The organism is Variovorax sp. KBW07 (assembly GCF_003852515.1).
In the GTDB taxonomy this organism is placed as follows: Bacteria; Pseudomonadota; Gammaproteobacteria; order Burkholderiales; family Burkholderiaceae_C; genus Variovorax.
The window spans coordinates 16,669-42,359 of record NZ_QAJK01000131.1 but is presented as its reverse complement, the minus strand read 5'-3'; the positions used below and the strand labels follow the sequence as shown (position 1 = coordinate 42,359).

At 67.1% G+C, this 25,691-nt stretch carries 31 protein-coding genes; 18 read left to right on the top strand and 13 right to left on the bottom strand.

The window, feature by feature from the left end; all coding sequences use genetic code 11:
• The first annotated feature begins 92 nt into the window (after window positions 1–92).
• A complete protein-coding gene (locus tag DBV14_RS24815; RefSeq protein ID WP_260397215.1) occupies window positions 93–1,832 on the top strand; it encodes a SulP family inorganic anion transporter in 1,740 nt (579 codons plus the stop codon).
• Here DBV14_RS24815 and DBV14_RS24810 read toward each other — a convergent pair.
• On the bottom strand, window positions 1,829–2,305 hold the full coding sequence (locus tag DBV14_RS24810; protein WP_124463125.1) for an outer membrane protein assembly factor BamE: 477 nt from the start codon (window positions 2,303–2,305) through the stop codon (window positions 1,829–1,831). The genes DBV14_RS24815 and DBV14_RS24810 overlap by 4 nt on opposite strands.
• A 69-nt stretch (window positions 2,306–2,374) precedes the next feature.
• Between DBV14_RS24810 and DBV14_RS24805 the strand changes: the two genes are divergently transcribed.
• The 7 genes from DBV14_RS24805 (at window position 2,375) to DBV14_RS24775 (ending at window position 8,090) form a co-directional block, all read left to right on the top strand.
• A complete protein-coding gene (locus tag DBV14_RS24805) occupies window positions 2,375–2,581 on the top strand; it encodes a DUF3460 family protein (protein WP_093238117.1) in 207 nt (68 codons plus the stop codon).
• A 75-nt stretch (window positions 2,582–2,656) separates the two neighbouring features.
• Window positions 2,657–3,493: a ScpA family protein gene (locus tag DBV14_RS24800; protein ID WP_124463104.1), complete on the top strand. Its 837-nt coding sequence runs from the start codon at window positions 2,657–2,659 to the stop codon at window positions 3,491–3,493.
• 134 nt (window positions 3,494–3,627) lie between these two features.
• Entirely contained in the window at window positions 3,628–5,214 is a 1,587-nt protein-coding gene (gene nadB / locus DBV14_RS24795) for an L-aspartate oxidase (RefSeq protein ID WP_124463102.1), read from the top strand.
• A 73-nt stretch (window positions 5,215–5,287) separates the two neighbouring features.
• Window positions 5,288–6,187 carry a 3-methyl-2-oxobutanoate hydroxymethyltransferase gene (gene panB, locus DBV14_RS24790; protein WP_124463100.1) on the top strand — a complete coding sequence of 300 codons (900 nt, stop codon included), beginning with the start codon at window positions 5,288–5,290 and terminating at the stop codon, window positions 6,185–6,187.
• A gap of 11 nt (window positions 6,188–6,198) precedes the next feature.
• On the top strand, window positions 6,199–7,047 hold the full coding sequence (gene panC / locus DBV14_RS24785; protein WP_124463098.1) for a pantoate--beta-alanine ligase: 849 nt from the start codon (window positions 6,199–6,201) through the stop codon (window positions 7,045–7,047).
• On the top strand, window positions 7,044–7,682 hold the full coding sequence (gene queE, locus DBV14_RS24780) for a 7-carboxy-7-deazaguanine synthase (protein WP_124463096.1): 639 nt from the start codon (window positions 7,044–7,046) through the stop codon (window positions 7,680–7,682). The genes panC and queE overlap by 4 nt, the downstream gene beginning before the upstream one ends.
• A 45-nt stretch (window positions 7,683–7,727) precedes the next feature.
• Window positions 7,728–8,090, top strand: a complete 363-nt coding sequence (locus DBV14_RS24775) for a 6-carboxytetrahydropterin synthase (RefSeq protein WP_124463095.1) — start codon at window positions 7,728–7,730, stop codon at window positions 8,088–8,090.
• Between the two features lie 115 nt (window positions 8,091–8,205).
• Here the strand turns inward: DBV14_RS24775 and nadA are convergent, their stop codons facing one another.
• From nadA to DBV14_RS24745, 6 genes are all read right to left on the bottom strand, one after another.
• On the bottom strand, window positions 8,206–9,330 hold the full coding sequence (gene nadA, locus DBV14_RS24770; RefSeq protein ID WP_124463094.1) for a quinolinate synthase NadA: 1,125 nt from the start codon (window positions 9,328–9,330) through the stop codon (window positions 8,206–8,208).
• A 7-nt stretch (window positions 9,331–9,337) separates the two neighbouring features.
• Window positions 9,338–10,216: a carboxylating nicotinate-nucleotide diphosphorylase gene (nadC, locus tag DBV14_RS24765; RefSeq protein WP_124463092.1), complete on the bottom strand. Its 879-nt coding sequence runs from the start codon at window positions 10,214–10,216 to the stop codon at window positions 9,338–9,340.
• A 28-nt stretch (window positions 10,217–10,244) separates the two neighbouring features.
• Window positions 10,245–11,291 (bottom strand): NAD(P)H-dependent glycerol-3-phosphate dehydrogenase, encoded by a 1,047-nt coding sequence (locus tag DBV14_RS24760; RefSeq protein WP_124463090.1) that lies wholly within the window; start codon window positions 11,289–11,291, stop codon window positions 10,245–10,247.
• 24 nt (window positions 11,292–11,315) lie between these two features.
• Entirely contained in the window at window positions 11,316–11,780 is a 465-nt protein-coding gene (secB, locus tag DBV14_RS24755) for a protein-export chaperone SecB (RefSeq protein WP_124463088.1), read from the bottom strand.
• A gap of 127 nt (window positions 11,781–11,907) precedes the next feature.
• A complete protein-coding gene (gene grxC / locus DBV14_RS24750) occupies window positions 11,908–12,168 on the bottom strand; it encodes a glutaredoxin 3 (RefSeq protein ID WP_093058047.1) in 261 nt (86 codons plus the stop codon).
• Between the two features lie 20 nt (window positions 12,169–12,188).
• A complete protein-coding gene (locus DBV14_RS24745; protein ID WP_185546117.1) occupies window positions 12,189–12,596 on the bottom strand; it encodes a rhodanese-like domain-containing protein in 408 nt (135 codons plus the stop codon).
• A gap of 81 nt (window positions 12,597–12,677) precedes the next feature.
• Between DBV14_RS24745 and gpmA the strand changes: the two genes are divergently transcribed.
• From gpmA to DBV14_RS24730, 3 genes are all read left to right on the top strand, one after another.
• Entirely contained in the window at window positions 12,678–13,421 is a 744-nt protein-coding gene (gpmA, locus tag DBV14_RS24740; RefSeq protein ID WP_124463084.1) for a 2,3-diphosphoglycerate-dependent phosphoglycerate mutase, read from the top strand.
• A gap of 103 nt (window positions 13,422–13,524) precedes the next feature.
• Window positions 13,525–14,967: a S41 family peptidase gene (locus tag DBV14_RS24735; RefSeq protein ID WP_124463123.1), complete on the top strand. Its 1,443-nt coding sequence runs from the start codon at window positions 13,525–13,527 to the stop codon at window positions 14,965–14,967.
• Between the two features lie 101 nt (window positions 14,968–15,068).
• Window positions 15,069–15,827, top strand: coding sequence for a molybdopterin-synthase adenylyltransferase MoeB (locus tag DBV14_RS24730; RefSeq protein ID WP_124463082.1), 759 nt, complete (start codon window positions 15,069–15,071; stop codon window positions 15,825–15,827).
• A gap of 25 nt (window positions 15,828–15,852) precedes the next feature.
• Here DBV14_RS24730 and DBV14_RS24725 read toward each other — a convergent pair whose 3' ends face one another.
• Entirely contained in the window at window positions 15,853–17,865 is a 2,013-nt protein-coding gene (locus tag DBV14_RS24725; protein ID WP_124463080.1) for an AsmA family protein, read from the bottom strand.
• 236 nt (window positions 17,866–18,101) lie between these two features.
• Between DBV14_RS24725 and DBV14_RS24720 the strand changes: the two genes are divergently transcribed.
• On the top strand, window positions 18,102–18,506 hold the full coding sequence (locus DBV14_RS24720; protein WP_124463078.1) for a response regulator: 405 nt from the start codon (window positions 18,102–18,104) through the stop codon (window positions 18,504–18,506).
• A 49-nt stretch (window positions 18,507–18,555) separates the two neighbouring features.
• Here DBV14_RS24720 and DBV14_RS24715 read toward each other — a convergent pair whose 3' ends face one another.
• Window positions 18,556–19,188, bottom strand: coding sequence for a response regulator transcription factor (locus tag DBV14_RS24715; RefSeq protein ID WP_007837167.1), 633 nt, complete (start codon window positions 19,186–19,188; stop codon window positions 18,556–18,558).
• Between the two features lie 130 nt (window positions 19,189–19,318).
• Here DBV14_RS24715 and DBV14_RS24710 point away from each other — a divergent pair, with 130 nt between their 5' ends.
• The 6 genes from DBV14_RS24710 (at window position 19,319) to DBV14_RS24685 (ending at window position 22,889) form a co-directional block, all read left to right on the top strand.
• Window positions 19,319–20,641 carry a CHASE3 domain-containing protein gene (locus tag DBV14_RS24710; protein WP_124463121.1) on the top strand — a complete coding sequence of 441 codons (1,323 nt, stop codon included), beginning with the start codon at window positions 19,319–19,321 and terminating at the stop codon, window positions 20,639–20,641.
• A 185-nt stretch (window positions 20,642–20,826) separates the two neighbouring features.
• Entirely contained in the window at window positions 20,827–20,991 is a 165-nt protein-coding gene (locus DBV14_RS24705; RefSeq protein WP_013543146.1) for a DUF1328 domain-containing protein, read from the top strand.
• Window positions 20,992–21,045: 54 nt separating this feature from the next.
• On the top strand, window positions 21,046–21,420 hold the full coding sequence (locus tag DBV14_RS24700) for a hypothetical protein (protein WP_124463076.1): 375 nt from the start codon (window positions 21,046–21,048) through the stop codon (window positions 21,418–21,420).
• Window positions 21,421–21,461: 41 nt separating this feature from the next.
• A complete protein-coding gene (locus DBV14_RS24695; RefSeq protein ID WP_124463074.1) occupies window positions 21,462–21,845 on the top strand; it encodes a phage holin family protein in 384 nt (127 codons plus the stop codon).
• Window positions 21,832–22,332 carry a hypothetical protein gene (locus DBV14_RS24690; RefSeq protein WP_124463072.1) on the top strand — a complete coding sequence of 167 codons (501 nt, stop codon included), beginning with the start codon at window positions 21,832–21,834 and terminating at the stop codon, window positions 22,330–22,332. Before DBV14_RS24695 ends, DBV14_RS24690 begins: the two co-directional genes overlap by 14 nt.
• Window positions 22,329–22,889, top strand: a complete 561-nt coding sequence (locus tag DBV14_RS24685) for a bacterioferritin (RefSeq protein ID WP_124463070.1) — start codon at window positions 22,329–22,331, stop codon at window positions 22,887–22,889. Before DBV14_RS24690 ends, DBV14_RS24685 begins: the two co-directional genes overlap by 4 nt.
• A 116-nt stretch (window positions 22,890–23,005) precedes the next feature.
• Here DBV14_RS24685 and DBV14_RS24680 read toward each other — a convergent pair whose 3' ends face one another.
• From DBV14_RS24680 to DBV14_RS24665, 4 genes are all read right to left on the bottom strand, one after another.
• Entirely contained in the window at window positions 23,006–23,524 is a 519-nt protein-coding gene (locus DBV14_RS24680; protein WP_124463068.1) for a BON domain-containing protein, read from the bottom strand.
• Between the two features lie 98 nt (window positions 23,525–23,622).
• Complete coding sequence (locus tag DBV14_RS24675; protein ID WP_124463066.1) at window positions 23,623–23,820, bottom strand: CsbD family protein; 198 nt, start codon at window positions 23,818–23,820, stop codon at window positions 23,623–23,625.
• A 125-nt stretch (window positions 23,821–23,945) separates the two neighbouring features.
• On the bottom strand, window positions 23,946–24,788 hold the full coding sequence (locus DBV14_RS24670) for a DUF429 domain-containing protein (protein ID WP_124463064.1): 843 nt from the start codon (window positions 24,786–24,788) through the stop codon (window positions 23,946–23,948).
• A 5-nt stretch (window positions 24,789–24,793) separates the two neighbouring features.
• On the bottom strand, window positions 24,794–25,675 hold the full coding sequence (locus tag DBV14_RS24665; protein ID WP_124463062.1) for a DMT family transporter: 882 nt from the start codon (window positions 25,673–25,675) through the stop codon (window positions 24,794–24,796).
• Window positions 25,676–25,691 lie beyond the last annotated feature (16 nt).

The following is a 25,691-nucleotide window of genomic DNA, read 5'->3' as shown; positions in this document are numbered from 1 at the left end:
GCGCCCGATAAGTTCGTCGAAAGTTCGCATGCGACCCCGGATGAAGGTTTCCTGAGGAAACATTTATTGCGCGCAAGCCACAATGGCCGCCCATGCCATCGCCGTTGAATCTCACCCGCTTCCGCCCACGCCTGATGGACGCGCTCGCGGACTACAACCGCGAGCGTTTCTTCAAGGACCTGGGTGCGGGGGCCACCGTGGGCATCGTGGCGCTGCCGCTGGCGATGGCCTTTGCCATCGCGTCGGGGCTCAAGCCCGAGGCGGGCATCTGGACGGCGATCATCGCGGGCTTCCTGATCTCGCTGCTGGGTGGCTCGGCGGTGCAGATCGGCGGGCCGGCCGGCGCCTTCATCGTGATCGTCTACGGCATCGTCGAGCGCTACGGCCTGGCGAACCTGATGATTTCCACCGCCTGCGCCGGCGTGCTGCTGTTCATGGCGGGGCTGTTCGGCCTGGGGCGGCTGGTGCGCTTCGTGCCAGTGTCGATCGTGGTCGGGTTCACCAACGGCATCGCGGTGCTGATCCTGTTGTCGCAGCTGAAAGACCTGCTGGGGCTGTCGGTGGAGAAGATGCCGGCGGACGCGTTCTCGCAGTTGCACGCCATGGCCCTGCAGATCGGCACCTTCAACCCCTATGCCTTTGCGCTCGGGCTGGCGTGCGTGGCCGGCCTGCTGCTGTGGCCGCTGCTGCTGCGCGAAGAATCGAAGGTGGGCCACGCGGTGCTTCGCGTGGTGGGCCGCGTGGCGCGGCTGCGCGCGGTGCAGGTGGTCGCTAGCCTGCCTGGGCCCATCATCGCGCTGGTCACGCTCACGCTGGTTGCCTACGGGCTCGAACTGCCGGTGGAAACCATCGGCACGCGCTTCGGCGGCATTCCCGAAGGCGCGCCGGCCTTTGCGCTGCCCGATTTTTCATGGGAGACGGTCAAGCAGCTGGTCACGCCCACGCTGACCCTCGCGCTGCTCGGCGCCATCGAGTCGCTGTTGTGCGCGCGCGTGGCCGACCAGATCAGCGGCCAGCCGCGCCACGACCCGAACCAGGAACTGATGGCGCAGGGCATCGCCAACGTGGTCACGCCCTTCTTCGGCGGCATGCCGGCCACCGGCACCATCGCGCGCACGGTAACCAACATCCGCTCGGGCGGCAGCTCGCCGATTGCGGGCATGGTGCATGCGCTGACGCTGCTGGCCGTGGTGCTGCTGGCCGCGCCGCTGGCGCGCCACGTGCCGTTGGCGGTGCTGGCTGGCATTCTGGTGTTCGTGGCGCTGAACATGGGCGAGTGGCGCGAATTCACGCCGGGCCAGTTGCGCCACTTCAGCCGGCACTACCGGCTGTTGATGCTGGGTACCTTCTTCCTGACGGTGGTGTTCGACCTGACGGTGGCGGTGCAGGCGGGCATCGTGCTGGCGTGCGCGCTGTTCATCCGCCGCATGAGCCGGCTGTTCAGCGTCGAGCTGGTGACGCTGCAGCCGCCGGTGCTGACCTACCGCATCTACGGCGCACTGTTCTTCGGCGCGGCGGCCAAGCTCGACGAGGCGGTGAATGCGGCCGAGCGCGCGCCGCGCGGCATGACGGTGGTGCTGGACGCCACGCACCTCATCTACCTCGACGCCTCGGGCATCGACGCACTGCGGCAGTTGCACCGCGCGGTGCTGGCGCGCGACGGGCTGCTGCGCGTGGAGTCGCTGCAGCCGCAGCCCCGCGAGGTGATCGAGCGCTCGGGCTTCGCGGATGAACTGGTGGCGGCGCGGGCCGGCGTGATGAGCACGTCGAGCATGCCGAACGCCCCGAGGACGCCCATGACGCCGACGGCGCCGCCGCTGGACGAAAGCTAGGGCGCCTCGGTGCCGCGGTCGGGCGAGGAACCGCTGCGCAGCACGCGCTGGTCGTCGTTCAGCGTGGCGGTGAACACCATCGACGAGTTCGGCGGCTGCACCCAGCGCCATTCCCATTCGGTTTCGCGCTTGAGCGCATAGGGCGTGACCTTGGCGGGCTTGCCGAGCAGCTTGCGCAGGTCTTCCATCGCCATGCCGGGCTGCACCCTGGCGAAGTTCTCGGGCGTGAGCACCTGGCGCAGCGCGCTCATCTTGCCGTCGGCACCGATGGTGATCATGTAGTTCTTCTGGCCCTGGGGCTGGCGGTTGTACTCGAACACGCGGCCCCGGCCCGGGGCGTCCCAGACGTTCTCGGGCTCGCCGAAACGGGCCCGCACGTCGGCCTCGGTCGAGACGCCTTCTTCAAGCTCGCTGATGTTCTTGCGGTCGCAACCGGCAAGGCCGATCAGTGCCGCCAAAAGCCCCGTTGCCATGCCGATCTGCCACAGTCGCCGTTGCCTCATGCCGTCCCCGGTAAAATTCGCGCCATAAAGGTCCAGTCTATGTCCATCTTCCGCCGCCCCCACTACTCTTCCGAGATCACCAATTTCATCGAGGAGATGAAAGAAAAGAAGCCGACGCTGGAAGCCGAACAGCGCGCCGGCCGCGCCCTGCTGTGGGACAAGCACCTCGACCGCAGCCTGCTCGAGGAATACAGCGAAGCCCGCGTGCCGCAACAGCCGTACGTCTACCAGACCCAGGCCAAGTAACCAGGCAATGCCGAATCGGCACCCGACGCCCGTCCGCACTGCGCATATAGCTATCAAAACGATAGTGCATATCCGATGAGCAGCGACGAGGATACCGGCAGGCTCGTGGTCGCCATGCCCGACGTGGTCGACCAGGTTGCGCTCGCGAGGCTCTATGGCGAGCCACTGTTCGCGATGCCGAAAGACCTGTACATCCCGCCCGAGGCGTTGCAGGTGTTCCTGGAGGCCTTCGAAGGCCCGCTGGACTTGCTGCTTTACCTGATCAGGAAGCAGAACTTCAACATCCTCGACATCCCGATGGCAGGGCTCACGCGGCAGTACCTGAGCTACGTAGACGAGATTCGCCAGACCAACCTGGAACTCGCGGCCGAGTACCTGCTGATGGCCGCGATGCTGATCGAGATCAAGTCGCGCATGCTGCTGCCGCCCAAGAAGGTGGCCGACGGCGAAGAGGCCGAAGACCCGCGCGCCGAACTGGTCCGCCGCCTCATGGAGTACGAGCAGACCAAGCTGCAGGCCGCCGCCATCAGCGCCCTGCCGACCTACGGGCGCGACTTCTGGAAAGGGCAGGTCTACATCGAGCAGTCGCTCAAGCCGCGCTTTCCCGACGTGAACGTGATCGAGCTTCGCGACGCGTGGGCCGACATCATGAAGCGCGCCAAGCTCGTGCAGCACCACAAGATCTCGCGCGAAGAGCTGAACGTGCGCGAGCACATGAGCATCGTGCTGCGCCACCTGCAGGGGCAGCGCTTCGTCGAATTCGAAAAGCTGTTCGACGTGTCGCGCGGCGCGCCGGTGCTGATCGTCACCTTCATCGCGATGCTCGAGCTGGCGAAAGAAACGCTGATCGACATCACGCAGGCCGAAGCCTTCGCGCCCATCTACGTGCGGCTGGCCTACTCGCCGACATAAATGGCTTACCCCCAGTCTTCGCGCACTTCGTGTCGCTTCGCCAACCCCCTTTCAGGGGGCAACACCAGTGGCCCGGCAAAGCCGGTTCCACGGTGTTCCCCGAAGTGACGGGGCCTCACTTGGCATCCAGCTCCATGGCTTCACACGACTTCGACGTCCTCATCGTCGGCAGCGGCCTCGCCGGCCTCTCGGCCGCGCTGCTGCTGGCCCCCACGCACCGCGTGGCCGTGCTGACCAAGCGCGCGCTGCACGACGGCTCCAGCGCCTGGGCGCAGGGCGGCATTGCCGCGGTGCTGGCGGCAGGCGACAGCTTCGACGCGCATGTCGAAGACACGCTGGTGGCCGGTGCCGGCCTGTGCGACCCCGAGGCCACGCGCTTCGTGGTCGAGCACGCGCCCGAGGCCATCGGCTGGCTGCGCGAGATGGGCGTGCCGTTCTCCGAAGAAGGCGGCGACCTGCACCTGACGCGCGAAGGCGGCCACAGCCAGCGCCGCATCGTGCACGTGACCGACGCCACCGGCGCGGCCGTGCAGCAGGTGCTGATAGAGCGCGTGCGCCGCACGCCGAACATCACGCTGTTCGAGCACCACACGCTGGTCGACCTGGTCACCGGCACCAAGCTGGGCCTGAACGATCCGGCCTGCGTGGGCCTCTACGCGCTGGACGACGCCACCGACGAGGTGCTGAGCTTTCGCGCGCCGCACACCATCCTGGCGACGGGCGGCGCGGGCAAGGTGTACCTGTACACGACCAACCCCGACACCGCCACCGGCGACGGCATTGCCGCTGCCTGGCGCGCGGGCTGCCGGGTGTCGAACATGGAGTTCATCCAGTTCCACCCGACCTGTCTGTATCACCCGCATGCCAAGTCGTTTTTGATCAGCGAGGCGGTGCGCGGCGAAGGCGGACTGCTGAAGCTACCCGAATCGGCCGGTGGAACGCGCTTCATGCCGAAGCACGACGAGCGCGCCGAACTCGCGCCGCGCGACGTGGTGGCCCGCGCCATCGACTTCGAGATGAAGAAGCACGGCCTGGACTGCGTGTACCTCGACATCTCCCACCAGCCCGCGGCGTTCCTGAAGGAACACTTTCCGAACATCCTGGCGCGCTGTGCCGAGCTGGGCATCGACATCACGCGCGAGCCGATTCCGGTGGTGCCGGCCGCGCACTACACCTGCGGCGGCGTGTTGAGCGACCTTGCCGGCCGCACCGACATTCCGGGCCTCTACGCCATCGGCGAAACCGCCTGCACCGGCCTGCACGGCGCCAACCGGCTGGCCAGCAATTCGCTGGTCGAGTGCATGGTGTTCGCGCGCGCCGCGGCGAAGGCCATCACCGAAGCGCCCGCGCACCGCGCCACCGCGCTGCCGGCCTGGGACGACAGCCGCGTCACCGACGCCGACGAAGCGGTCGTCATTTCGCACAACTGGGACGAGCTGCGCCGCTTCATGTGGGACTACGTGGGCATCGTGCGAACCAACAAGCGGCTGGAGCGCGCGAGCCATCGCATCGCGCTGCTGCAGGCCGAGATCCAGGAGTTCTATGCGAACTTCCACGTCACGCGCGACCTGCTGGAGTTGCGCAACCTGGTGCAGGTGGCCGAGCTGATCGTGCGCTCGGCACAGGCACGCCACGAAAGCCGCGGGCTGCATTTCAGCCGCGACTACCCTTCGCTCGCCGAGCCCACCGCACCGACCGTCCTGGTGCCACCGGCCGGCTGACCGAGCCACCCGCTTTCATTTTTCGCCACCCAAGGATGCCCGGCCACCGACGCCCGCAGGGAGAAACCCAACCATGTCGACCACCACCGCCACCACTGTCCACACCGGTCCGCCCGCCACGCCCTACGGCACGCTGTCGCCGGCCTCGCCGCCCGCGTCGCGCAAGCCCGTGAGCCTGCCGCGGCTGGCCGACATGCATGCGCGCGGCGAGAAAATCGCGATGCTCACCGCCTACGACGCGACCTTCGCCGCCATGGCCGATGCCGCGGGCATCGACTGCCTGCTGGTCGGCGATTCGCTCGGCATGGTCTGCCAGGGCCTGAACAGCACGGTGGGCGTGAGCCTGGACACCATGCGCTATCACACCGACAGCGTGTCGCGCGGGCTGCGCCGCGTGCAGGGCACGGCCTGGCTGATTGCCGACCTGCCCTTCGGCAGCTACCAGGAGTCGCGCGAGCAGGCGCTGCGCAGCGCCACCGTGCTCATGCAGGCCGGCGCCCACATGGTCAAGCTCGAAGGCGGCGGCTGGACCACCGAGACGGTGCACTTCCTGGTCGAACGCGGCATTCCGGTCTGCGCGCACCTGGGCCTGACGCCGCAGACCGTGCATGCGCTGGGCGGCTACCGCGTGCAGGGCAAGGGCGATGAAGCCGGCGCGCTGTTGAAGCAGCAGGCGCACGCCCTGCAGGACGCGGGCGCGGCCATGCTGGTGCTCGAGATGGTGCCGGCCGCGCTGGCGGCCGAGCTCACGGCCGAACTGAAACACTGCGCCACCGTCGGCATCGGTGCCGGCAAGGCCACTGCCGGCCAGGTGCTGGTGTTGCACGACATGCTGGGCATCAACCTCGGGAAGATGCCGAAGTTCGTGCGCAACTTCATGGCCGGCGCGCCGGGCGTGCTGCCCGCGCTCAAGGCCTACGTGCAGGCCGTCAAGGACGGCAGCTTCCCCGACGATCAACTCCACGCCTGGTAAGGGACAGACACATGTACATCGCACACACCATCGACGACCTGCGCGCACACCTGGCCGCGTACAAGCGCCCGGCGTTCGTGCCGACCATGGGCAACCTGCACGACGGCCACATTGCGCTGGTGAAGCAGGCCAAACCGCTGGGCGACGTGACGGTGGCGAGCATCTTCGTCAACCGCCTGCAGTTTCTTCCGCACGAAGACTTCGACACCTACCCGCGCACCTGGGACAGCGACTGCCAGAAGCTGAGCGCGGCCGGCTGCGACGTGCTGTTCGCGCCCGACGAGAAGGCGCTCTACCCCGAGCCGCAGACCTGCAAGGTGCACCCCGACGCGGCGCTGGCCGACATTCTCGAAGGGCACTTCCGGCCCGGCTTCTTCATCGGCGTGTGCACGGTCGTGATGAAGCTCTTCACCTGCGTGCAGCCGCGCGTGGCGGTGTTCGGCAAGAAGGACTACCAGCAGCTGATGATGATCCGCCACATGGTGCGGCAGTTTGCGCTGCCCATCGAGATCGTCGGCAGCGAGACCTTCCGCGCCGACGACGGGCTGGCGCTGTCGTCGCGCAACGGCTACCTGAGCGAGAGCGAACGCGCCGAAGCCGTGCAGCTGTCGAAGGCGCTGAAGGCGATGGCCGCGGCCGTGCAGGCGGGCGAGCGCGACCTGGCCGCCATCGAGGCACGCGCCATGCAGACGCTGACGCAGCGTGGCTGGCAACCCGACTACCTGGTGCTGCGCCGGCGCACCGACCTGCAGGCGCCCTCTTTCGGCCTGCACGGCGAACCGCTGGTGGCGCTGGCCGCCGCGCGGCTGGGCACCACGCGGCTGATCGACAACCTCGAGATCGAGGCGCCGGCCGCATGACCTACAGCGTCAAGGAAATCTTCTACACGCTGCAAGGCGAAGGCGGCCAGGCCGGCATGCCGGCGGTGTTCTGCCGCTTTGCGGGCTGCAACCTGTGGACCGGCCGCGAGGAAGACCGCGCCAGCGCCATCTGCCGTTTCTGCGACACCGACTTCGTGGGCACCGATGGCACGCTGGGCGGCAAGTTCAAGAACGCCGACCTGCTCGCCGACACCATCGCCGCGCAATGGCCGGCGGGTGATGCGGACCATCGGCTGGTGGTGCTGACGGGTGGCGAACCGCTGCTGCAGGTCGACGCGGCGCTGGTCGACGCGTTGCACGCGCGGCGCTTTCGCATCGCGGTCGAGAGCAACGGCACGGTCGCCGCGCCCGAAGGCATCGACTGGCTGTGCATCAGCCCCAAGGCCGGCGCACTGTGGGTGCAGCAGCGCGGGCAGGAGCTGAAGCTGGTGTGGCCGCAGGCCGAATTCGACCTCGACGCGATGGCGCACACCGGCGAGTTCACGCACCGGTTCCTGCAGCCGATGGACGGGCCCGACCGGCTGGCCAACACCGAGCTGTGCATTGCCGAGTGCATGCGGCAGCCGGCATGGCGGCTCAGCGTGCAGACGCACAAGATCACCGGCATCCGCTGAAGCTGCAGCTTTTTTTGTTTCTCCCGAGTTTCTTTTTTCCTGACGATGCGCTTCACCATCAGCCAACGCTTTTTCTTCGACGCCGCTCACACGCTGAAGCGCGAGATCGAAGTCGAAGGCAGCCGCCGTATTCACGGCCACACGTACCACGCCGAAGTCTGGCTCGCGGGCGAACGCGACCCGGTGACGGGCATGGTGATCGACCTGGGGTTGCTGCGCCGGCGGCTGGAAGAGGTGCGCGAACAGCTGGACCATCACCTGCTGGACGACGTGGCGGGGCTGCATCCGCCGACGCTGGAGAACCTGTGCGTGTTCATTGCGCAGGCGCTGCCGGATTTGCGGCAGTCGCTGGCGCGGGTGAAGGTGTGGCGGGAGGCGTTGGGGGACAGCTGCACCCTGGAGTTCTAGGCTTTGCTCCCTCTCCCCTTGGGGTGAGGGTGAGCGGCATCAAAGGCTGCGCGATGCTGCAAGGCCGCCGCCCTCACCCTAGCCCTCTCCCGCAAGCGGGAGAGGGGACAACGCCTCAGGCGGCGCCGATGCCCGCTACCAGGCTTCCCGGCGCCTGCCCATTCTTCAACCCCGCCGTGAACGCCAGCATCCGATCGATCGGCACCCGCGCGCGCAGGCCCAGCTTCGGATCAACGTGGATTTCCCCCGCGCCCGTCTCCAACGCATTCGCCAGCTCCACCAGCCCGTTCATCGCCATCCAGGGGCAATGCGCGCAGCTTTTGCAGGTGCCGCCATTCCCCGCCGTCGGCGCTTCGATGAAGGTCTTGCCGGGGTTCAGCGTGCGCAGCTTGTGCAGCATGCCGGTGTCGGTGGCGACGATGAATTCGGTCGCGTCCATGCGTTGCGCCGCGTTCAGGATCGCCGAGGTCGAGCCGACCGCATCGGCCAACGCAATCACGTCGGCGGGAGACTCAGGGTGCACCAGCACCTTGGCCTTTGGGTGGTCCTTCTTCAGCAGTTCCAGTTCCAGCGCCTTGAACTCGTCGTGCACGATGCAGGCGCCGTTCCAGCTGACCATGTCGGCGCCGGTCTGGCGCTGGATGTAGTCGCCCAGGTGGCGGTCGGGGCCCCACAGAATCTTCTGGCCAGCAGCATGCAGCGCGTTCACCACGTCGAGCGCGCAACTCGAAGTGACCAGCCAGTCGGCCCGCGCCTTCACGGCCGCGCTGGTGTTGGCGTAGACGACCACGGTGCGGTCGGGGTGCTGGTCGCAGAAGGCGCTGAATTCGTCGACCGGGCAGCCCAGGTCGAGCGAGCAATTGGCGTCCAGGTCGGGCATCAGCACGCGCTTTTCGGGCGAAAGAATCTTCGAGGTCTCGCCCATGAAGCGCACGCCCGACACCACCAGCGTCTGCGCGGCGTGGTCGCGGCCGAAGCGCGCCATCTCGAGCGAATCGCTCACGATGCCGCCGGTTTCCTCGGCCAGGTCCTGCAGGTCGGGGTGCACGTAGAAGTGCGACACCATCACGGCATTGCGCTCGCGCAGCAGGCGGCGAATGCGCTCCTTCAGCGCAATGCGTTCGTCGGGCAACGGCTCGGGCGGCACGCGGGCCCAGGCATGGCGCGTGTCGCACACGGCGCCCTGCAGCATCGCGGGCTGTTCGTAGTCGACATCGATGACGAGAGAAGAAGACGCCATGCCGAAATCAGCCTTCCTGGAAACGCATCGAGAAATCGATGGCTTTCACGTCCTTGGTCAACGCGCCGACCGAGATGCGGTCGACACCGGTGTCGGCCAGGGCGCGCAGGCCGTCGAGTGTGACGCCGCCAGAAATCTCGAGCACGGCCTTGCGGTCATTGCCCGCTTCGTCGTTGATGCGAACGGCTTCGCGCAGCGTGGGCAGGTCCATGTTGTCGAGCAGCACCATGCGCGCGCCGGCTTCCAGCGCTTCGCTCAGTTGGGCCAGCGTTTCGACCTCGACCTCGACAAAAGCCGCTTGCGCCGCCACGGGCGCCACCGCACGCAAGGCCGCGGACACGCCACCGGCTGCGGCGATGTGGTTTTCCTTGATGAGCACCGCGTCATAAAGGCCGATGCGGTGGTTCAGGCCGCCGCCGGTGCGCACGGCGTACTTCTGCGCCAGGCGCAGGCCCGGCAGGGTCTTGCGCGTATCGACGATGCGGGCCCGGGTGCCCTGGATGGCATCGGCGTACAGGGCCGTCTTGGTGGCGACGGCACTCAGCAATTGCAGGAAGTTCAGCGAGGTGCGCTCGGCGGTCAGCAGCCCGCGGGCAGCGCCTTCGATTTCCAGCACGGTCTGGTCGGCGGCGCAGCGCTCGCCTTCGCCGCACAGCCAGGTGATGCGGACCTGCGGATCGAGCTGCCGCAGCGTGGCCTCGACCCAGGGCGCGCCGCACAGCACGGCGGATTCGCGTGCCAGCACGCGAGCACGGGCGCGGCGATCGGGCGCTACCAGCGAGGCGGTGAGGTCGCCGTCGGCAACGTCTTCCTGCAATGCCCGCGTGGCATCGGCGAGGGCCAGCGCGGCCACGGCCGACGCAGAAAAATCAAAGCGAAGGCTCATGGCTCTTTTTGTCTCTACAGCAGTCTTGTCAGGGGAAATGGCGGGGGTTCGCCGCGGCGGCGCCGGGCTGAACCGATTCGGGCACCGGGTCTCGGCCGGTGAGCGCGGCCACGGCGTCTTTCGGGCTCACGCGGCCGTCGAGCAACGCCACCACGCCTTCGGCGATGGGCATTTCGAGCCCCAGGCCACGGGCGCGCTGCACCACGGTGCGGGCACAGTACACGCCTTCGGCCACATGGCCCAGCGAGGCGACGGCCTGCGCCAGCGTCTGGCCCTGAGCCAGCAGCAGGCCGACCTTGCGGTTGCGCGACAGGTCGCCGGTGGAGGTAAGCACCAGATCGCCGAGGCCCGAAAGGCCCATGAAGGTCTCGGCGCGCGCACCGAGCGCAAGACCGAAGCGTGTCATTTCGGCCAGGCCGCGCGTGATGAGCGCCGCGCGGGCATTGAGCCCGAGCGCAAGGCCGTCGCACAGGCCGGTGGCAATGGCCAGAACGTTCTTGACCGCGCCGCCGACCTCGACGCCCACGATGTCGTCGTTGGCGTAGACGCGCAGCGCCGGGCCGTGGAAGGCATCGACCAGCGCATCGCGCACCGCCGCGTGCGGGCTGGCGGCCACCAGCGCGGTCGGGCGCCCTTCGGCGACCTCTTGCGCAAAGCTGGGGCCGCTGAGCACGCCCGCTCTTAAATCGGGAGCGACCTGGGCCCATATTTCGTGGGCGAGCAGGCCGAAGGAATGGGGAGATGTGTCGAGCGCGGGCTCGACGCCCTTGCACAGCCATGCCACCGGCGCGGCGGTGGTGCCGCGCAGTGCAATGAGTTGTTCGCGCAGGGCGGCCATGGGCGTGGCCACGATGACGAGATCGGCACCGGCCTGTGCCTGCCGGATGTCGCCGGCGCGCACGGCCAGCGAGGCCGGCAGCGCCAGCCCGGGAAGGTAGCGGGTGTTTTCACGCGCGGCCGATATGGCATCGGCCTGGGCGCTGTCGCGCGCCCAGAGCGTGACCTCGTGGCGGGCCGCCGCGTTGACCGCGACGGCCGTGCCCCAGGCACCGGCGCCATGAACGCAGATCTTCATCGGCGTTGGCGGCGTCGTGCCGGTTTACTGGGCGAGGGTGGGAGCGGCTTGGCCGGCGGCCTGCGCCTGCTGCTGTTCATACATCGCCTGGAAGTTGATTTCGGCGAGGTGCACGGGCGGGAAGCCGCCGCGCTGGATGACGTCGGCCACGTTGCCGCGCAGGTACGGGTAGACGATCTGCGGGCAGGCGATGCCCAGGATCGGGCCCATCTGGTCTTCCGGCAGGTTGCGGATTTCAAAGATGCCGGCTTGCTTCGCTTCGACCAGGAACACGGTCTTCTCGCCGATCTTGGTCTGCACGGTGGCCGACACGGTGATCTCGAAGATGCCATCGGTCACGGGCTGGGCGTCCACGCCGAGCTGGATGTCGACGGTGGGCTGCTCCTGCTCCAGCAGGATCGCGGGCGAATTGGGTTGTTCGAGCGACAGGTCCTTGAGGTAGACGCGCTGGATCTGGAAAACGGGATCTTGGGCTTGCTGGTCGGCCATGGCTGAACTTTCGAGGATCAAAACAATGCCCGCCGGGGAGAGGTTCCCGCAGCGGGCTGCAGATGAATGAGCAAGGGATTATCGCCCTACCGCCGGATCACTTTCGTGACGGCGGTTGCTTTGTGTTTCAGGCGCTCTGAAGCAGCGGGACGAGGCCGCCGCGGCTGTCGAGCGCCATCAGGTCGTCGCAGCCGCCGACATGGGTGTCGCCGATGAAGATCTGCGGCACCGTGCGGCGCTGGGTGATCTCCATCATGGTGTTGCGGGCCTGCGGGTCGGTGTCGATGCGGATCTCTTCGATCTGCTCGACCCCCTTGGACTTGAGGATTTGTTTCGCACGCGTGCAGTAGGGGCAAACGGCGGTGGTGTACATCTTGACTGCTTGCATGCTCTTTACCTTGGGAAGCTTCAGGCCTTTTCAACCGGCAGGTTAGCTTCTTTCCAGGCCTTGAGCCCGCCGGCGACCGCTTGGGCCTGCTCGTAACCGAGCTTCTTGGCCACGGCAACGGCGCGCTGGGCGCGGGCTCCGGTGGCACACACCAGCAGCAGGGGCACGTTCTTGTTCTTGACGGCAGCTGCCAGTTTTTCTTCCAGCTGGTTCAGCGGGACGTTCTTCGCGCCGATCATGTGGCCGGTGGCGAATTCTTCCGCCTCGCGCACGTCGACCAGCACGGCGCGCTCGCGGTTGATGAGCTGCACGGCACCCTGCGCCGTGAGCGTTCCACCGCCCGCTCCGCGCACCAGGGGCCACGCCAGCATGGCACCGGAGCTGAGCGCGATCAGGATCAGCATCCAGTTCGTGGTGACGAATTCGATCAATTTCACGGGGGTTCCTTGAATGGCAAACCGGGGATTTTAGAATGCGAGGTTTCGCAAGCGCAGCCAAAGGCCTCCCACATGCACAAACTGGTACTGATCCGTCACGGCGAATCGACCTGGAATCTCGAAAACCGCTTCACCGGATGGACGGACGTCGACCTGACCGAGACCGGCGTGGCCCAGGCCAAGCAGGCCGGCCGGCTGCTCAAGGCCGAGGGCTACGACTTCGACGTCGCCTACACGAGCGTGCTCAAGCGCGCCACCCGCACGCTCTGGCACACGCTCGACGAGCTCGACCGCACCTGGCTGCCGGTGGTGCACTCGTGGCGCCTGAACGAGCGCCACTACGGCGGCCTGCAAGGCCTGAACAAGGCCGAAACCGCCAAGAAGTACGGCGACGAGCAGGTGCTGGTCTGGCGCCGCAGCTACGGCACCCCGCCCCCGCCGCTGGAAGCCGACGACCCGCGCAGCGAGCGCGGCGACGTGCGCTACGCCAAGCTGTCGCCCGAGCAGATTCCGCTCACCGAATGCCTGAAAGATACGGTGGCACGCGTGCTGCCGTTCTGGAACGAATCGATGGCGCCGGCCATCCGCACCGGGCGCCGCCTGGTCGTGGCGGCCCACGGCAACTCGATCCGGGCGCTGGTGAAGTACCTGGACGGCATCTCCGACGACGCCATCGTCGGCCTGAACATCCCGAACGGCATTCCGCTGGTCTACGAACTGGACGACGATCTCAAGCCCCTGCGCCACTACTACCTCGGCGATGCCGCAGCCGCCGAAAAGGCCGCCGCAGCGGTGGCCTCGCAAGGCAAAGGCTGAAAGAAACCCTCGTTTGCCGCTCCCCCGTGGAACCCCGGCAAACAATTTGCTTCCAAGCTGTGTATATTGGTTCGACAGCCGCCGACAAGGACAATCACTCATGATGGGCCAGAAACTGAAGATCACCGGCTGGGTCGCCGCCGGCGCCGTTGCAGGCGTCTTGACCACCGTCTCGTTGCAGACGGTCGCACGCGGTTCGCTTGCGCCGCTTCCCCTCGAGGAATTGCAGCAGCTCGCTGCCGTGTTCGGCATGGTCAAGAGCGACTACGTCGAACCAGTCGACGAGAAAAAGCTCATTTCCGATGCCATCTCCGGCATGGTGTCCGGGCTCGACCCGCATTCCCAGTACTTCGACAAGAAGTCCTTCAAGGAATTCCGGGAAGGCACCACCGGCCGCTTCGTCGGCGTGGGCATCGAGATTTCCCAGGAAGACGGCCTCATCAAGGTCGTTTCGCCCATCGAAGGCTCCCCGGCCTTCCGTGCCGGCCTGAAGCCCAATGACCTGATCACCAAGATCGACGACACGGCCGTGCGCGGCCTGTCGCTGAACGAAGCGGTCAAGCGCATGCGCGGCGAAGCCAACACCAAGGTGCTGCTGACCATCTTCCGCAAGGACGAGAGCCGCACCTTCCCGGTCACGATCACGCGCGAGGAAATTCGCACGCAGTCGGTCCGCGGCAAGATGATCGAGCCGGGCTACGGCTGGATCCGGCTGTCGCAGTTCCAGGAACGCACGGTCGACGACTTCGTCAAGAAGATCGAAGAGCTGTACAAGGAAGACCCGAACCTCAAGGGCCTGGTGCTCGACCTGCGCAACGACCCGGGCGGCCTGCTAGACGCGGCGGTGGCGGTGTCTTCGGCCTTCCTGCCCGAAAACGTGACGGTGGTCACCACCGACGGCCAGCTGGCCGAAAGCAAGTCGGTCTACAAGGCCGCGCCCGAGTACTACCAGCGCCGCTCCGGCAGCGACCCGTTGCGCAACCTGCCAGCGGCCCTGAAGACCGTGCCCCTGGTGGTGCTGGTGAACGAAGGCTCGGCCTCCGCGAGCGAAATCGTGGCCGGCGCCCTGCAGGACCACAAGCGCGGCGTCGTCATGGGCAGCCAGACCTTCGGCAAGGGCTCGGTGCAAACGGTGCGCCCCTTGGGCCCCGATACCGGCCTGAAGATCACCACGGCGCGCTACTACACGCCGAGCGGCACCTCGATCCAGGCCAAGGGCATCGTGCCCAACGTGCTGGTCGACGAAAGCGCCGAAGGCAGCCCGTTTGCCGCCCTGCGCATGCGGGAAGCCGACCTTGAAAAGCACCTGGCCAGCGGCCAGGGCCCCGAGACCAAGGACCCTGAACGCGAAAAGGCCCGCGACGAAGCCCGCAAGCGCCTCGAGGAAGAGGCCAAGAAGCCACCGCAAGACCGCAAGGTGCCCGAGTTCGGCACCGACAAGGACTTCCCGCTGGTGCAGGCGCTCAACCGCCTGAAGGGCCAGCCGGTGCTGGTCAGCAAGACGCAGGTCATCGTCGACAACAAGGACGAGAAGAAGGAAAACTGAAGCCGTTGACCCGGCCGCGAACCGCACGCGCAGTGCGGTTCGCGCCGGCAACACGGCTTGGTTGCTTCTTCATTCCGTCATTCGCGAGGCCCGGAGCGCGCATGGACGACCACGACCTGCTGCGCTATTCGCGCCACATCCTGCTTGAAGAATTCGGCATCGACGGGCAAGCGCGCGTCGGTGCCGGCCACGCATTGGTCATCGGCGCGGGCGGACTGGGCTCACCCGTCGCGCTGTACCTGGCAGCCGCCGGCGTCGGCCACATCACGCTGGTGGACGACGACGAGGTCGACCTTACCAACCTGCAGCGCCAGGTGGCCCACACCCATGCGCGCGTCGGCAGCCCGAAGGTCGAATCGGCCGCACAGGCGATGCGCGACATCAACCCCGGCATCGCCATCGAAACCCACGCCCTGCGCGCCGACGAGGCACTGCTGTCGCGCCTGGTCGCGGCGGCCGACGTGGTGATCGACTGCTGCGACAACTTCGCCACCCGCCATGCCGTGAACCGCGCCTGCGTCGCGCATGCCAAGCCGCTGGTGGCGGGGGCGGCGATCCGTTTCGACGGCCAGTTGAGCGTGTACGACACGCGCGATGCCACCTCTCCCTGCTACGCCTGCCTGTTCCCACCCGACGCGGCGTTTGAAGAAACGCGCTGTGCGGTGCTGGGCGTGTTCGGCCCCGTGGTCGGCACCATCGGCACCCTGCAGGCCAGCGAAGCACTCAAGCTGCTTGCCGGCATCGGCCCGTCGCTGGCGGGCAAGCTGCTGATGTTCGATGGCCGCAGCACGGCCTTCGACACGCTGCGCGTGGCGCGCGACCCGCACTGCAGCGTCTGCGCGCAACGCCCAGGCGGCTGACCTAACCCCCCCTCGCCCGGCTTTTTCAGGGCTGGCGCGCGCCCTTTGCCCTCGCGGCACCATTGGCGGCAGCCCCGGCCGTCGGCTGGTTCGCATCCGCCAGCACGCCCTTGCAATCCGAATCCTGGCCCGGCCCGGTCTCGATGGTCGCGGCCAGCGCCAGCAGCGGATTGATGGCGCCCAGCGCCAGTGCCGCAAGGCCCCGGCCCGCCAGCGGCGCGATCTCCACGCCGCCCTTCGGGTCGCCGAAAGTACCGCTGACCACCAGCGGCGTTCGAATCGACAGGATGTTCTTGCTCTTGGGCTCCGGGTGAACCACGAAGTCCAGCGTTTCATTGGCCAGGCTGGCCTGGCCGGTGGCGACGAACACGGCGTTGGTCGTGTCCACCACCAGCGTGCGCCCGGTCATCAGGCCCTTGTTCACGTCGAAGGCGATGGCCGCGCAACGCAACTCGATGTTGCGGTCGCCGCGCAGCAGGAACTTGATGATGTCGCCTCCCACCAGCGTCGCGAACACCGGCAGCAGGTTGCCGAACTGGCCGCGTCCCGACAGCACCGCCACATCGCCCGAGGCACCGCCGAGCCAGTTGGCCACCGAGCTGCCCGGCCCCGACAGGTTGAGCCGGCCGTCGAGCCGGCCCACGCTGTTGCCCGTGGTTTCGAGCTTGGGGAACAGGCGCGCCAGCTGCATGCCGCGCAGGTCGAGCGAGGCACGGATGTCCGCCGGGTTCTTTGCCGCGTCGATGCGGATGGCGCCCACCAGCTTGCCGCCGCCCACGCCCAGGTCGAGCGGATCGAGCGTGAGCACGCCATCGTTCAGTTTGACCTGCACGCTGCCCCGGTCGAGCGGAACCTCGCGCACGTTGCGGATGCGGTCGGCCGTGTACTTCACGTCGGCATTCATGGCGCGCAGGCGTTCGAAATCGAGCGGCGCCGTGGGCAGCACCTTGCCGCCCGCCGGCCGCTTGACCTGCGTGATGGTCGGCGGCGGGGCCACGCCCTCCACCGCGTTGGCCGTGCGCGCCGTGGGCGGCAGGCCGATCAGCGGGCCGAGGTCGTCCATGTCCATGACCTTCGAGCGCAGGTCGCCCGCCAGGTGCGGCAGGCGTCCGGCCTGGTCGAAACGCATGTCGCCGGCAATGTCGGACAGGCCCAGCTTGCCCTTGAGGCCCGCCACGGTCCAAAGCTTGCCGCGCTTGCCCAGGTTACCGCTGAGCGCATACGGCGAGGTTTGCGGCAGCGCGATGCCCAGCAGCGGGAACAGCGCGCCCAGCGTCTGCCCCTTGAGCTCGAACTTGGCGTCGATGCCGTCGAGCCCCGACAGCTCGGCCACGGTGCCCGAGGCCTTGAGCTGCGTCTGCCCGGCCGCGGCGGTGATCTCCATCGGGAACGGCGGCGCGCCAGCGGCATTGATCTGCAGCACGTTGCCGGTGCGGCCGTTGGCGGTCAGCGGCTGGCCCCTGTAGCGGCCCTTGATGCGGTAGCTGAGCGGCAATTCACCGCGGTTGCTGTCGTAGCTCAGGTCGGCATGCAAGTCGACGCCCAAGTGCTTGGCGAGGAAATCGACCGCCCCGGTGTCGACCTGGATGAGCCCGATGCTCGGCACGGTGCCCGAATCGGAAGTGTCCTTGCCGAACGCCCAGGTGCGGCGCCCGTCTTCTTCCATCTGCAGGCCGAGCGTGGGTGAAAAGAGCGACAGGCGCGGCATGACGATCTTGCTGCCGATCAGCGGCCAGATGCGGATGTCGAACTCGGCGCGGTCGGCCTTTACAAGGTAGGGGTCGCGTGCCCAGGAGGGGTTGGCGAATTCGATGCCATCGAACTTGACGGTGGCCGTGCGCCAGCCCAGGTCGACGTCGAGCTTGCGCGTGATCTCGAACTTGCGTCCCGTCTTCTCGCTCACGTAGCGGTTGACCGGCTCGCGCAGCACGTCCCAGGGAAAGAAGACCAGCGCGACCAGAAGCGCGGCGAGCAGCAGCACGAAGGACGCCAGCAACTTCTGCCAGAGCGGCCGGGTGCGAAAGATGTGCGTTGCCATGTTCAAGTAGATACCTCAACGGTTGCGACTGCCGGGTCGGCAAGGGACCGCACAAACCGTGCGGCATTGCCTACGAATGCACACCCGTCGGTGCATGCGTCGGAACCCGCCTACAACGCCCGGCCCACGAACCCTGCATGATGCGCAACGGGAAAGCCGCAGTGTCCATGTGCAGGCATTCCCCCAGCGGGGCGCTTCGGGTGCACCTGTCAACGTCAGAGGAAGCGCGGTTCGGCATGGATTCCAGATTGCAGACATACGTCGTCGAAGACAACCTCACGATCCGTGAAAACCTCATTGGCACGCTGGAAGAGCTCACCTGCACCACGGTCGTCGGCTTCGCCGAGACCGAAGACCACGCTCGCGAATGGCTGCTCGGCCACGGCGCCGAATGGGACTTGGCCATCGTCGATCTCTTCCTCAAGCAGGGCAGCGGCCTGGGTGTGCTGCAGGCCTGCCAGGCACGCAATCCGGCCCAGAAGGTGGTAGTGCTCAGCAACTACGCTACGCCCGACATCCGCCGGCGCTGCGCCGAGTTCGGGGTCGACGCGGTGTTCGACAAGTCGAACGAAATCGACGCACTGGTCGACTTCTGCATCGCGCAGGCCGAGGCCTTGCGCCCCGCGCCCAAGGCAGGCTGAAGAAGCAGCCGCAACCGGCCCCCTCCCCCGCGCCACCCTCATGCGTTTTTCAGTCGATCAGCTTGTTCTTCAGCGCGTAGTACGTCAGGTCGCTGTTCGACGAGAGGTTCATTTTTTCCATCAGGCGCGTGCGGTAGGTGCTCACCGTCTTCACCGAAAGCGACAGCGTCTTGGCGATGTCGCCGGCGGTTTCGCCCTTGGCCAGCTTCAGGAACACCTGGAACTCGCGCTCCGACAGTTGCTCGTGCGGTGCCGCGTCGTCCTTGCGGTCGAGCTGGCGGGCCAGCAGTTCGGCCACGGCGGGCGTGATGTAGCGGCGGCCCAGCGAGATGGTGCGAATGGCGTTGACGATCTCGATGGGATCGCATTCCTTGTTCAGGTAGCCGCTCGCGCCCTGACGGATCAGGTTCATCGCGTAGTGTTCTTCCGGGTAGCCGCTCAGGATCAGGATGCCCACGTCCGGCGCCTTGGCGCGGATCATGGCCAGCGCGTCGATGCCGCTCTGCCCCGGCATCGAAAGGTCCATGACCAGCACGTCCAGCTCCGTGGTGCGCACCAGTTCGATGGCTTCGCGGCCGCTGGCTGCTTCACCCGCCACGCGCAGGTCCACGTGCTCGGAGAAGAACTGCCGGAGGCCCGATCGCACGATGGCGTGGTCGTCCACAATTCCAATTTTGATCATCTGTTACTTTCGTCGTTGTGTTGCGCGCATGAAGGCCGCAACATGCCGGTCCCTGATTGTTGTCAATTATTCACGAACTTGCGTTGAAAGCATCTTTGAAAGTTTCATGCACTGGTTAGCCCCTCCAAAAATGGCCGTGAGCCTGCTGCTCGCGGCACTGGCTGCGCTGGCGCTTGTCGGCATCAACGAGGCCGGCTACCGGCAGTCGAGCCGCGCCCTGGCCGACATCAACGAGGCCCAGCAGGTGCGTGGCACGCTCAACCAGATTTTGCAGAGCATGCTCGATGCCGAAACCGGCCAGCGCGGCTACCTGCTGACCGGCGAGGCCAGCTACCGGCAACCCTACGACATGGCGGTCAAGCAGGTCGACGGCCACCTGGCGAACCTGCGCCGGCTGTACGCCGACCGGCCGACCGAGCTCACCCAGATGGCCGAGCTGTCCAAGCACGTGCTGCGCAAGATCGCCGAGATGGACATGAGCGTGCGGCTGCGCCAGGACGGCAAGGAAGACGCCTGGAAGTTCGTCATCACGACCGACGTCGGGCGCGAGGAAATGGACGCCATCCGCGCCACGGCGGGCGAGCTGGTGAAGATCAGCAACGCCACCCTGCACGAAAGCCAGGTGCAGGTGCTCAAATCGCTGCAACTGGCCCGCATCGGCACCGCCATCGTGGCCCTGGCCGCGCTGATCGCCTTCTTTCTCTACCTGCGGCAGACGCATGCGCTGCGTTCAATCGGCGAGCGCCAGCAGGAGGCCTTGCAGCGCGAGCGCAACGCCCTCGAAGACGAAGTGCGCGAGCGCACCGCCTCGCTGGCCGAATTGGCCACCCATCTGCAGGACGTGCGCGAAACCGAGCGCGGCTACCTGGCGCGCGAGCTGCACGACGAGCTGGGCTCGCTGCTCACCGCCGCCAAGCTCGACGTGGCGCGGCTCAAGTCGCGGCTGGTGGAGGCGCCCGACGCCATCCAGCGGCTGCAGCATCTGACCGAGCTGCTCAACAGCGGCATCGCGCTGAAGCGCCGCATCATCGAAGACCTGCGGCCATCTTCGCTGTCGAACCTGGGGCTGGTGGCATCGCTGGAAATTTTGGGGCGCGAGTTCGCCGAGCGCTCGGGCCTGCAGATCGAGATGGCGCTGGAGCCGGTGACGATGGACGAATCGCACCAGCTCACGATCTACCGCATGGTGCAGGAGAGCCTGACCAACATCGGCAAGTACGCCGAGGCCAGCGAAGCCACCATCGTGCTGAAGAACTACGACAACCACGTGATCGTGGAGGTCGCGGACAACGGCAAGGGCTTCGACGTGAACCGGGTGCGCCCCTCGACGCACGGCCTTGCGGGCATGCGCCACCGGGTGGAGGCCGCCCGAGGCAAGCTCACCGTGTCGTCCACGCCGGGCAGCGGCACGCGCCTGAGCGCCATGCTTCCCGTCGTCAAGCCGACCGTCTGACCGGTACTCCTTCACAGACCCGCGTCGGGTGACTCGGCCATCTCCTACGCACCCCGTCCCCGACCGCTGACAGGTCCCGCGCGGCCCCCCACTTAAGGTTGCTCCTAAGCCCTCCGGTTCTTCCTTGTGAAGCCCCGGAAGGGCTGTTCATCAAGACAACGAGGGCCACCTCGAAGGAGTTCCGCATGTTGCATTACGCCGTGGTGTTTCTGGTCATCGCGCTGATCGCCGCCCTGTTCGGTTTCGGCGGCATCGCCGCCAGCGCAGTCGGTATTGCCAAGATCCTTTTCGTGATCTTCGCCGTGCTTGCCATTGCCAGCTTCCTAGCCGGCTTGCTTCGACGCAAGTAGCGTAGTTACGATCCACAGGCTCCCGCATTTCATCTTCCCGAAAAGGACTTTCACATGAACACGACCAAGACTCCCTCGCAACTCGCCGACGAAGCGCGCCAGACCGCCAACGACGCGGTCGAATCCACCCGCGCCTATGCACAGAACGCGGTGAATGCGGCGGGCGAAAAGGTCCGCGACCTTCGCCGCGACGCCGAACCGGCCGTCGAGCAACTGGCAGCCCGCGTGCAGCAGGCCGTACAGCGTGGCCTGGACGCCGCGTCGACCACCAGCGCCCGTGCGCAGCGCCGCATCGAGCAGGCTGCCGACGTCACCGGCCGCTACATCTCCGACCAGCCGGTGCGCTCGGTGCTGCTGGCAGCGGCCGCCGGTGCCGCCATTACCGCGCTCATCGTGCTGGCCAGCCGCCGCAACCGGGACGACTACTGATCCGCAGCGCCTGATTTCCCGTTCCACGGATTCCCCGCACCATGCTCCATCCGATTTTTTCCACGGTGCTCGGGCATCCGGAACTCGTCGCTGAACACGTCGCCAACTACGCCGCCCTCGTCAGGCAGGAAACTGCCCAGGCGGGGCGCGGACTTGCCGCCCGCCTCGTCGCGGGCGTGCTGGCGGCGGCCAGCGCCATGCTGGCGCTCGGGCTGATCGGCGTGGCCGTGCTGCTCGGCGTGATGCATGGCAGCTTTCACTGGGTGCTGGTCATCGTGCCGGGCGTTGCGGTGCTGATCGCGGCCTTGTGCACCTGGTACGCGACGCGGCCCAACCCCGGCTACGGCTTCGACGACCTGCGCGCGCAACTCGATGCCGACCTGCAAGCCCTGCACAACGCCGGAGCCCATCATGGCCAACGCTGACCGCGCGCCCCTGACCCCGCAGCAGCGCCTGGCCCTTTCGCGCCGCGCGCTGGTCCGCCAGTTGAACGGCGGCGCGCCCGAACCGCAGCAACGCACGGCAGCGGCATACGAGCCCGACGACGACCTGGAATACGCGCACCACGACCACCTGGCGGCGGCAGCGCTCGAAGCGCCAGCGCAAGGCCGTGGCGGCAACGTCTGGGGCTCCGTGGCGCGCAGCGTGGTGCAGCGCTGGTGGCGCCGCCACCCCGCCCACGCCGTGGGCCAATTGGCCCGCCCCGTTCTCGAACACTACGCACGCAAGGAGCCGGCCAAGCTGATGGCGGTTGCGGCGGCCACCGGCGCGGTGCTGGTGCTCGTCAAGCCGTGGCGCCTGCTGTCCGTCACGGCAGTGCTGGCAGCGGTGCTCAAGACATCCGACGTGGCGGACATCGTCAACACGTTGATGCAGAAAACCACAAGCCCCCCACGAAAGGACCCTCCATGAAAGCCGATGTTTCCGCTTCTCCCAAGGCCTCCGATCACAAGCACCTGGTGCTCGACCAGAAGGCCATCGACGCCGCGGGCCGCAGCCTGGACGAAGGTGCGGTCACGCCCAGCTACGGCCCCTGGCGCGACGACGTCGTGAAGCTGCTCAACGACGCGCTGGCCACCGAGCTGGTGTGCGTGCTGCGCTACAAGCGCCACTACTTCACCGCCAACGGGGTCGAGTCGCCCGCCATCGCCGACGAATTTTTGGTGCACGCCAACGAAGAATCGGCCCATGCCGACCGCATTGCGGAGCGCATCGTGCAGCTGGGCGGTGAACCCGATTTCGCGCCCAGCCACCTGCTAGACCGCAGCCACGCCGCCTACGACGAATCGACCGACCTGCAGGCCATGGTGCGCGCCAACCTCATTGCCGAGCGCATCGCCGTGGAGTCGTACCGCCAGATGATCGCGCTCATCGGCGACAAGGACCCGACCACGCGCCGCATGCTCGAAGACATTCTTTCCGACGAGGAAGAGCATGCCGACGAACTGAAGGACTGGCTCGGCCACTGAGCCGCTTGTTGTTGAAAGCGGGCCCCGCGGCCCGCCACGACGAAGCCAAAGAAAAAGCCCGGTTCTCGCGAACCGGGCTTTTTGCTTTTTTCTTTGGGAAAGACCGAAGCGGTCGATCAGCTCTTCACGTCGAGCTGGTTGTCCACCGAGGTCACGCCCTGAACGCCCTTGGCGATCTCTTCGGCGCGGGCCTTGGCAGCGGCCGAGGGTGCCGGGCCCTTCAAGCTCACGGCGCCGCCCTTGGTGTCCACGTTGATCTTGATGGCGCTCAGGTCCGGGTCCTTGGCCAGGCCGGCGGAAACAGACGCGGTGATGGCTGCGTCGTCGACCGTCGCGCTCACGGCGGCACCGGCTTCCTTGGCGGCTTCCTTCACGTTGGCCATGCCTTCCTTCACTTCGGCGGTGGTGCCGGAAGCGTCGGCCTTGGCCTTGGCGTCCTTCAGGGCCTGCTCGGTCTTGGCTGCGGCGGTATCGGCGGCCTGCTCGGTCTTGGCGACCGCGCTGTCGAGCTTTTCACCGGCCGTGCGGTTGTCCGACTTGTCGCAGGCGGCCAGCGTCAGCGCGGCGCCGGCCACGACCACGGCAAGCCACGCGCGCGAATGCGGCATGGCGGGGTATGGGTTTGCTTTTTTCATTGGGAAATCCTCCAGTCGCTCACGGGGAAACAGAAACACGGAAACACGAAAAAGGAAAGGAGATTGCGCGCACCCGGCGCGCAACCCCGTTCGCTCGGTCAGAGCTTGTCGGCGCCCGACTTGATCGCGTCCTTGGCCTTTTCCTTGACGTCGCCGTAGGTCTTCTGCACCTTGCCGGCAGCCTGGTCCGCGAGGCCTTCGCCTTCGAGCTTTTCGTTGCCGACGACCTTGCCGGCGACTTCCTTCAGCTTGCCCCTGGCCTCTTCGACGCGGCCTGCCACTTGGTCCTTGTTCATTTCGATTCCTTCCTGCTTGGGGGGTGAAACACGTGGGCCGGGGTTGACTCACTGCGTTCAATCTAGGCGCTGCCAGAGGGGCAGGAATGCCGCCGGAAGCCCGAAGCGGTGTAGGACAAGAAGGCTCAAGCCGTGACGATCCATCCTTCAAGCGCATCGAAACGCGCCGGCAGGCCATGGCCTGGACCCGGGCTTTCGGCACGCAGCAAACCCCAGGCAACTTGCAGGAGGCACAGCACGGCATCGATGTCGTCGCCCTGGGCGTCTGCCAGCAACTCCGCGCGCTGGCCGGGGCTGACGGCAAGCCGCAGGCCGAGCCGGGTGGTGCCGGCCTCGAGGGCAGCCAGCAGGTCGGTGCGCGCAGCCAGGCGCTCGGGCGTCTGCCTGGGCAGGTCGTCGCTCTTGTAGCTGCGCCGCCCGATCAGCTCGCGCGCCAGCAGGCCGGGATAGGCCTCCAGGGCCACACGGGTCCGGTGGCGGCCTTCATGCAGGCCGGGAATGCGTGCGCCGGCGGCCAGCAGGCGCGGCACGCCGGCATGCAGCATGTAGGCGACCGGCGGATTGACCCACTTCATCGACGGGCTGGAGCCCGCGGGGCCGTCGGTCGCGCGGTGCGCGAACTTGCCGCCGACGGGACGGGCGGCGCAGAAGGCGGCGAAGGTGTCGCGGATCTCGGCGCGGCTCAGGCTGGCGTAGTGCGCCATCAACGCACCCCACTCGGCGGGCCAGCCCAGGTGCTCGACCAACTCGCGCGGCAGGCCGAACGGGAAGTCGAAGCCACCAACCCAGGCGGGCGTGGCCTGAAGCCATTCGCCCCACGCATCGAGCGTGGCAAAGCGTTGCAGGCCGGTCAGCAGCACCACGCCGTCGCCGTCGGTATCGGCATTGGCATTGGCCAGTTCGCCGACGGCCACGACGATGGGCTTGCGCCTGGTGGGCGCGCTTGAAAAATCGCACCCGAACAGCATGGCGGTCAGCCCAGTGCGAGCGCCACCACGCCGGCAGCGATGAAGAGCGCACCCAGCAGGCGCAGCAGGCGGTCGCCCTCGCGCAGCAGATGGCCGCCGATCAACGCGGCGAACAGCATCGACACTTCGCGCGCCGGCGCCACATGAGAGATGGGCGCCTGCTGCACCGCGTAGAGCACAAGCACGTAGGAGATGGGGCTGATCGCCGCCACCAGCAACGCGTATTTCCATTGCTCGCGCCACATGCGCGCGGTCGTCGCGCGGTCTTGGAGTGCCGCGGGCAGCAACAGCACCAGGCGCACGAAGTTGCTCATGTAGTCGAGCAGGATCGGCGACATCGCGAGGAACTTCACCGCGTAGCTGTCGGCCACCGTGTAGGCCGCGATGAACGCGCCGGTCAGCACGCCGTAGCGGATGCCCTTCTGCACCCGCTCGCGCTGGGCAGCGTCATGCTTCTTGTGAAAGAGGCGCGGGCCGCCGGCCACCAGGAACACGCCGAGCACCACGCCGAAGATGCCGGCCACGCCGACAAGGCTGATCTTCTCGCCGAGGAACAAGATCGCCACCAGCGAAGACAGCAACGGCCCCGAGCCGCGCGCCAGCGGGTAGACCACCGTGAGGTCCGACTTGCGGTAGCCGCGCAGAAGAATGACGTAGTAGAAAACGTGCAGCACGCCGCTCAGCGTGATGAAGCCCCACTCGCGCACGCCCCAGGTCGGCACCACGCTCCAGCCCAGTGTGATGCCCACGGGTGCCCACACCACGGCCATGAAAACGCCGCTCTGGAACGCGAAGCGCGCGTCGCCGTTCGCCTTCTTGGCGGCGATGTTCCAGCTGGCGTGAATGACCCCGGCGAGCAGGATCAGCGCAAAGGCAGAGAGCGGCACCCCGGCGAAACCGGGA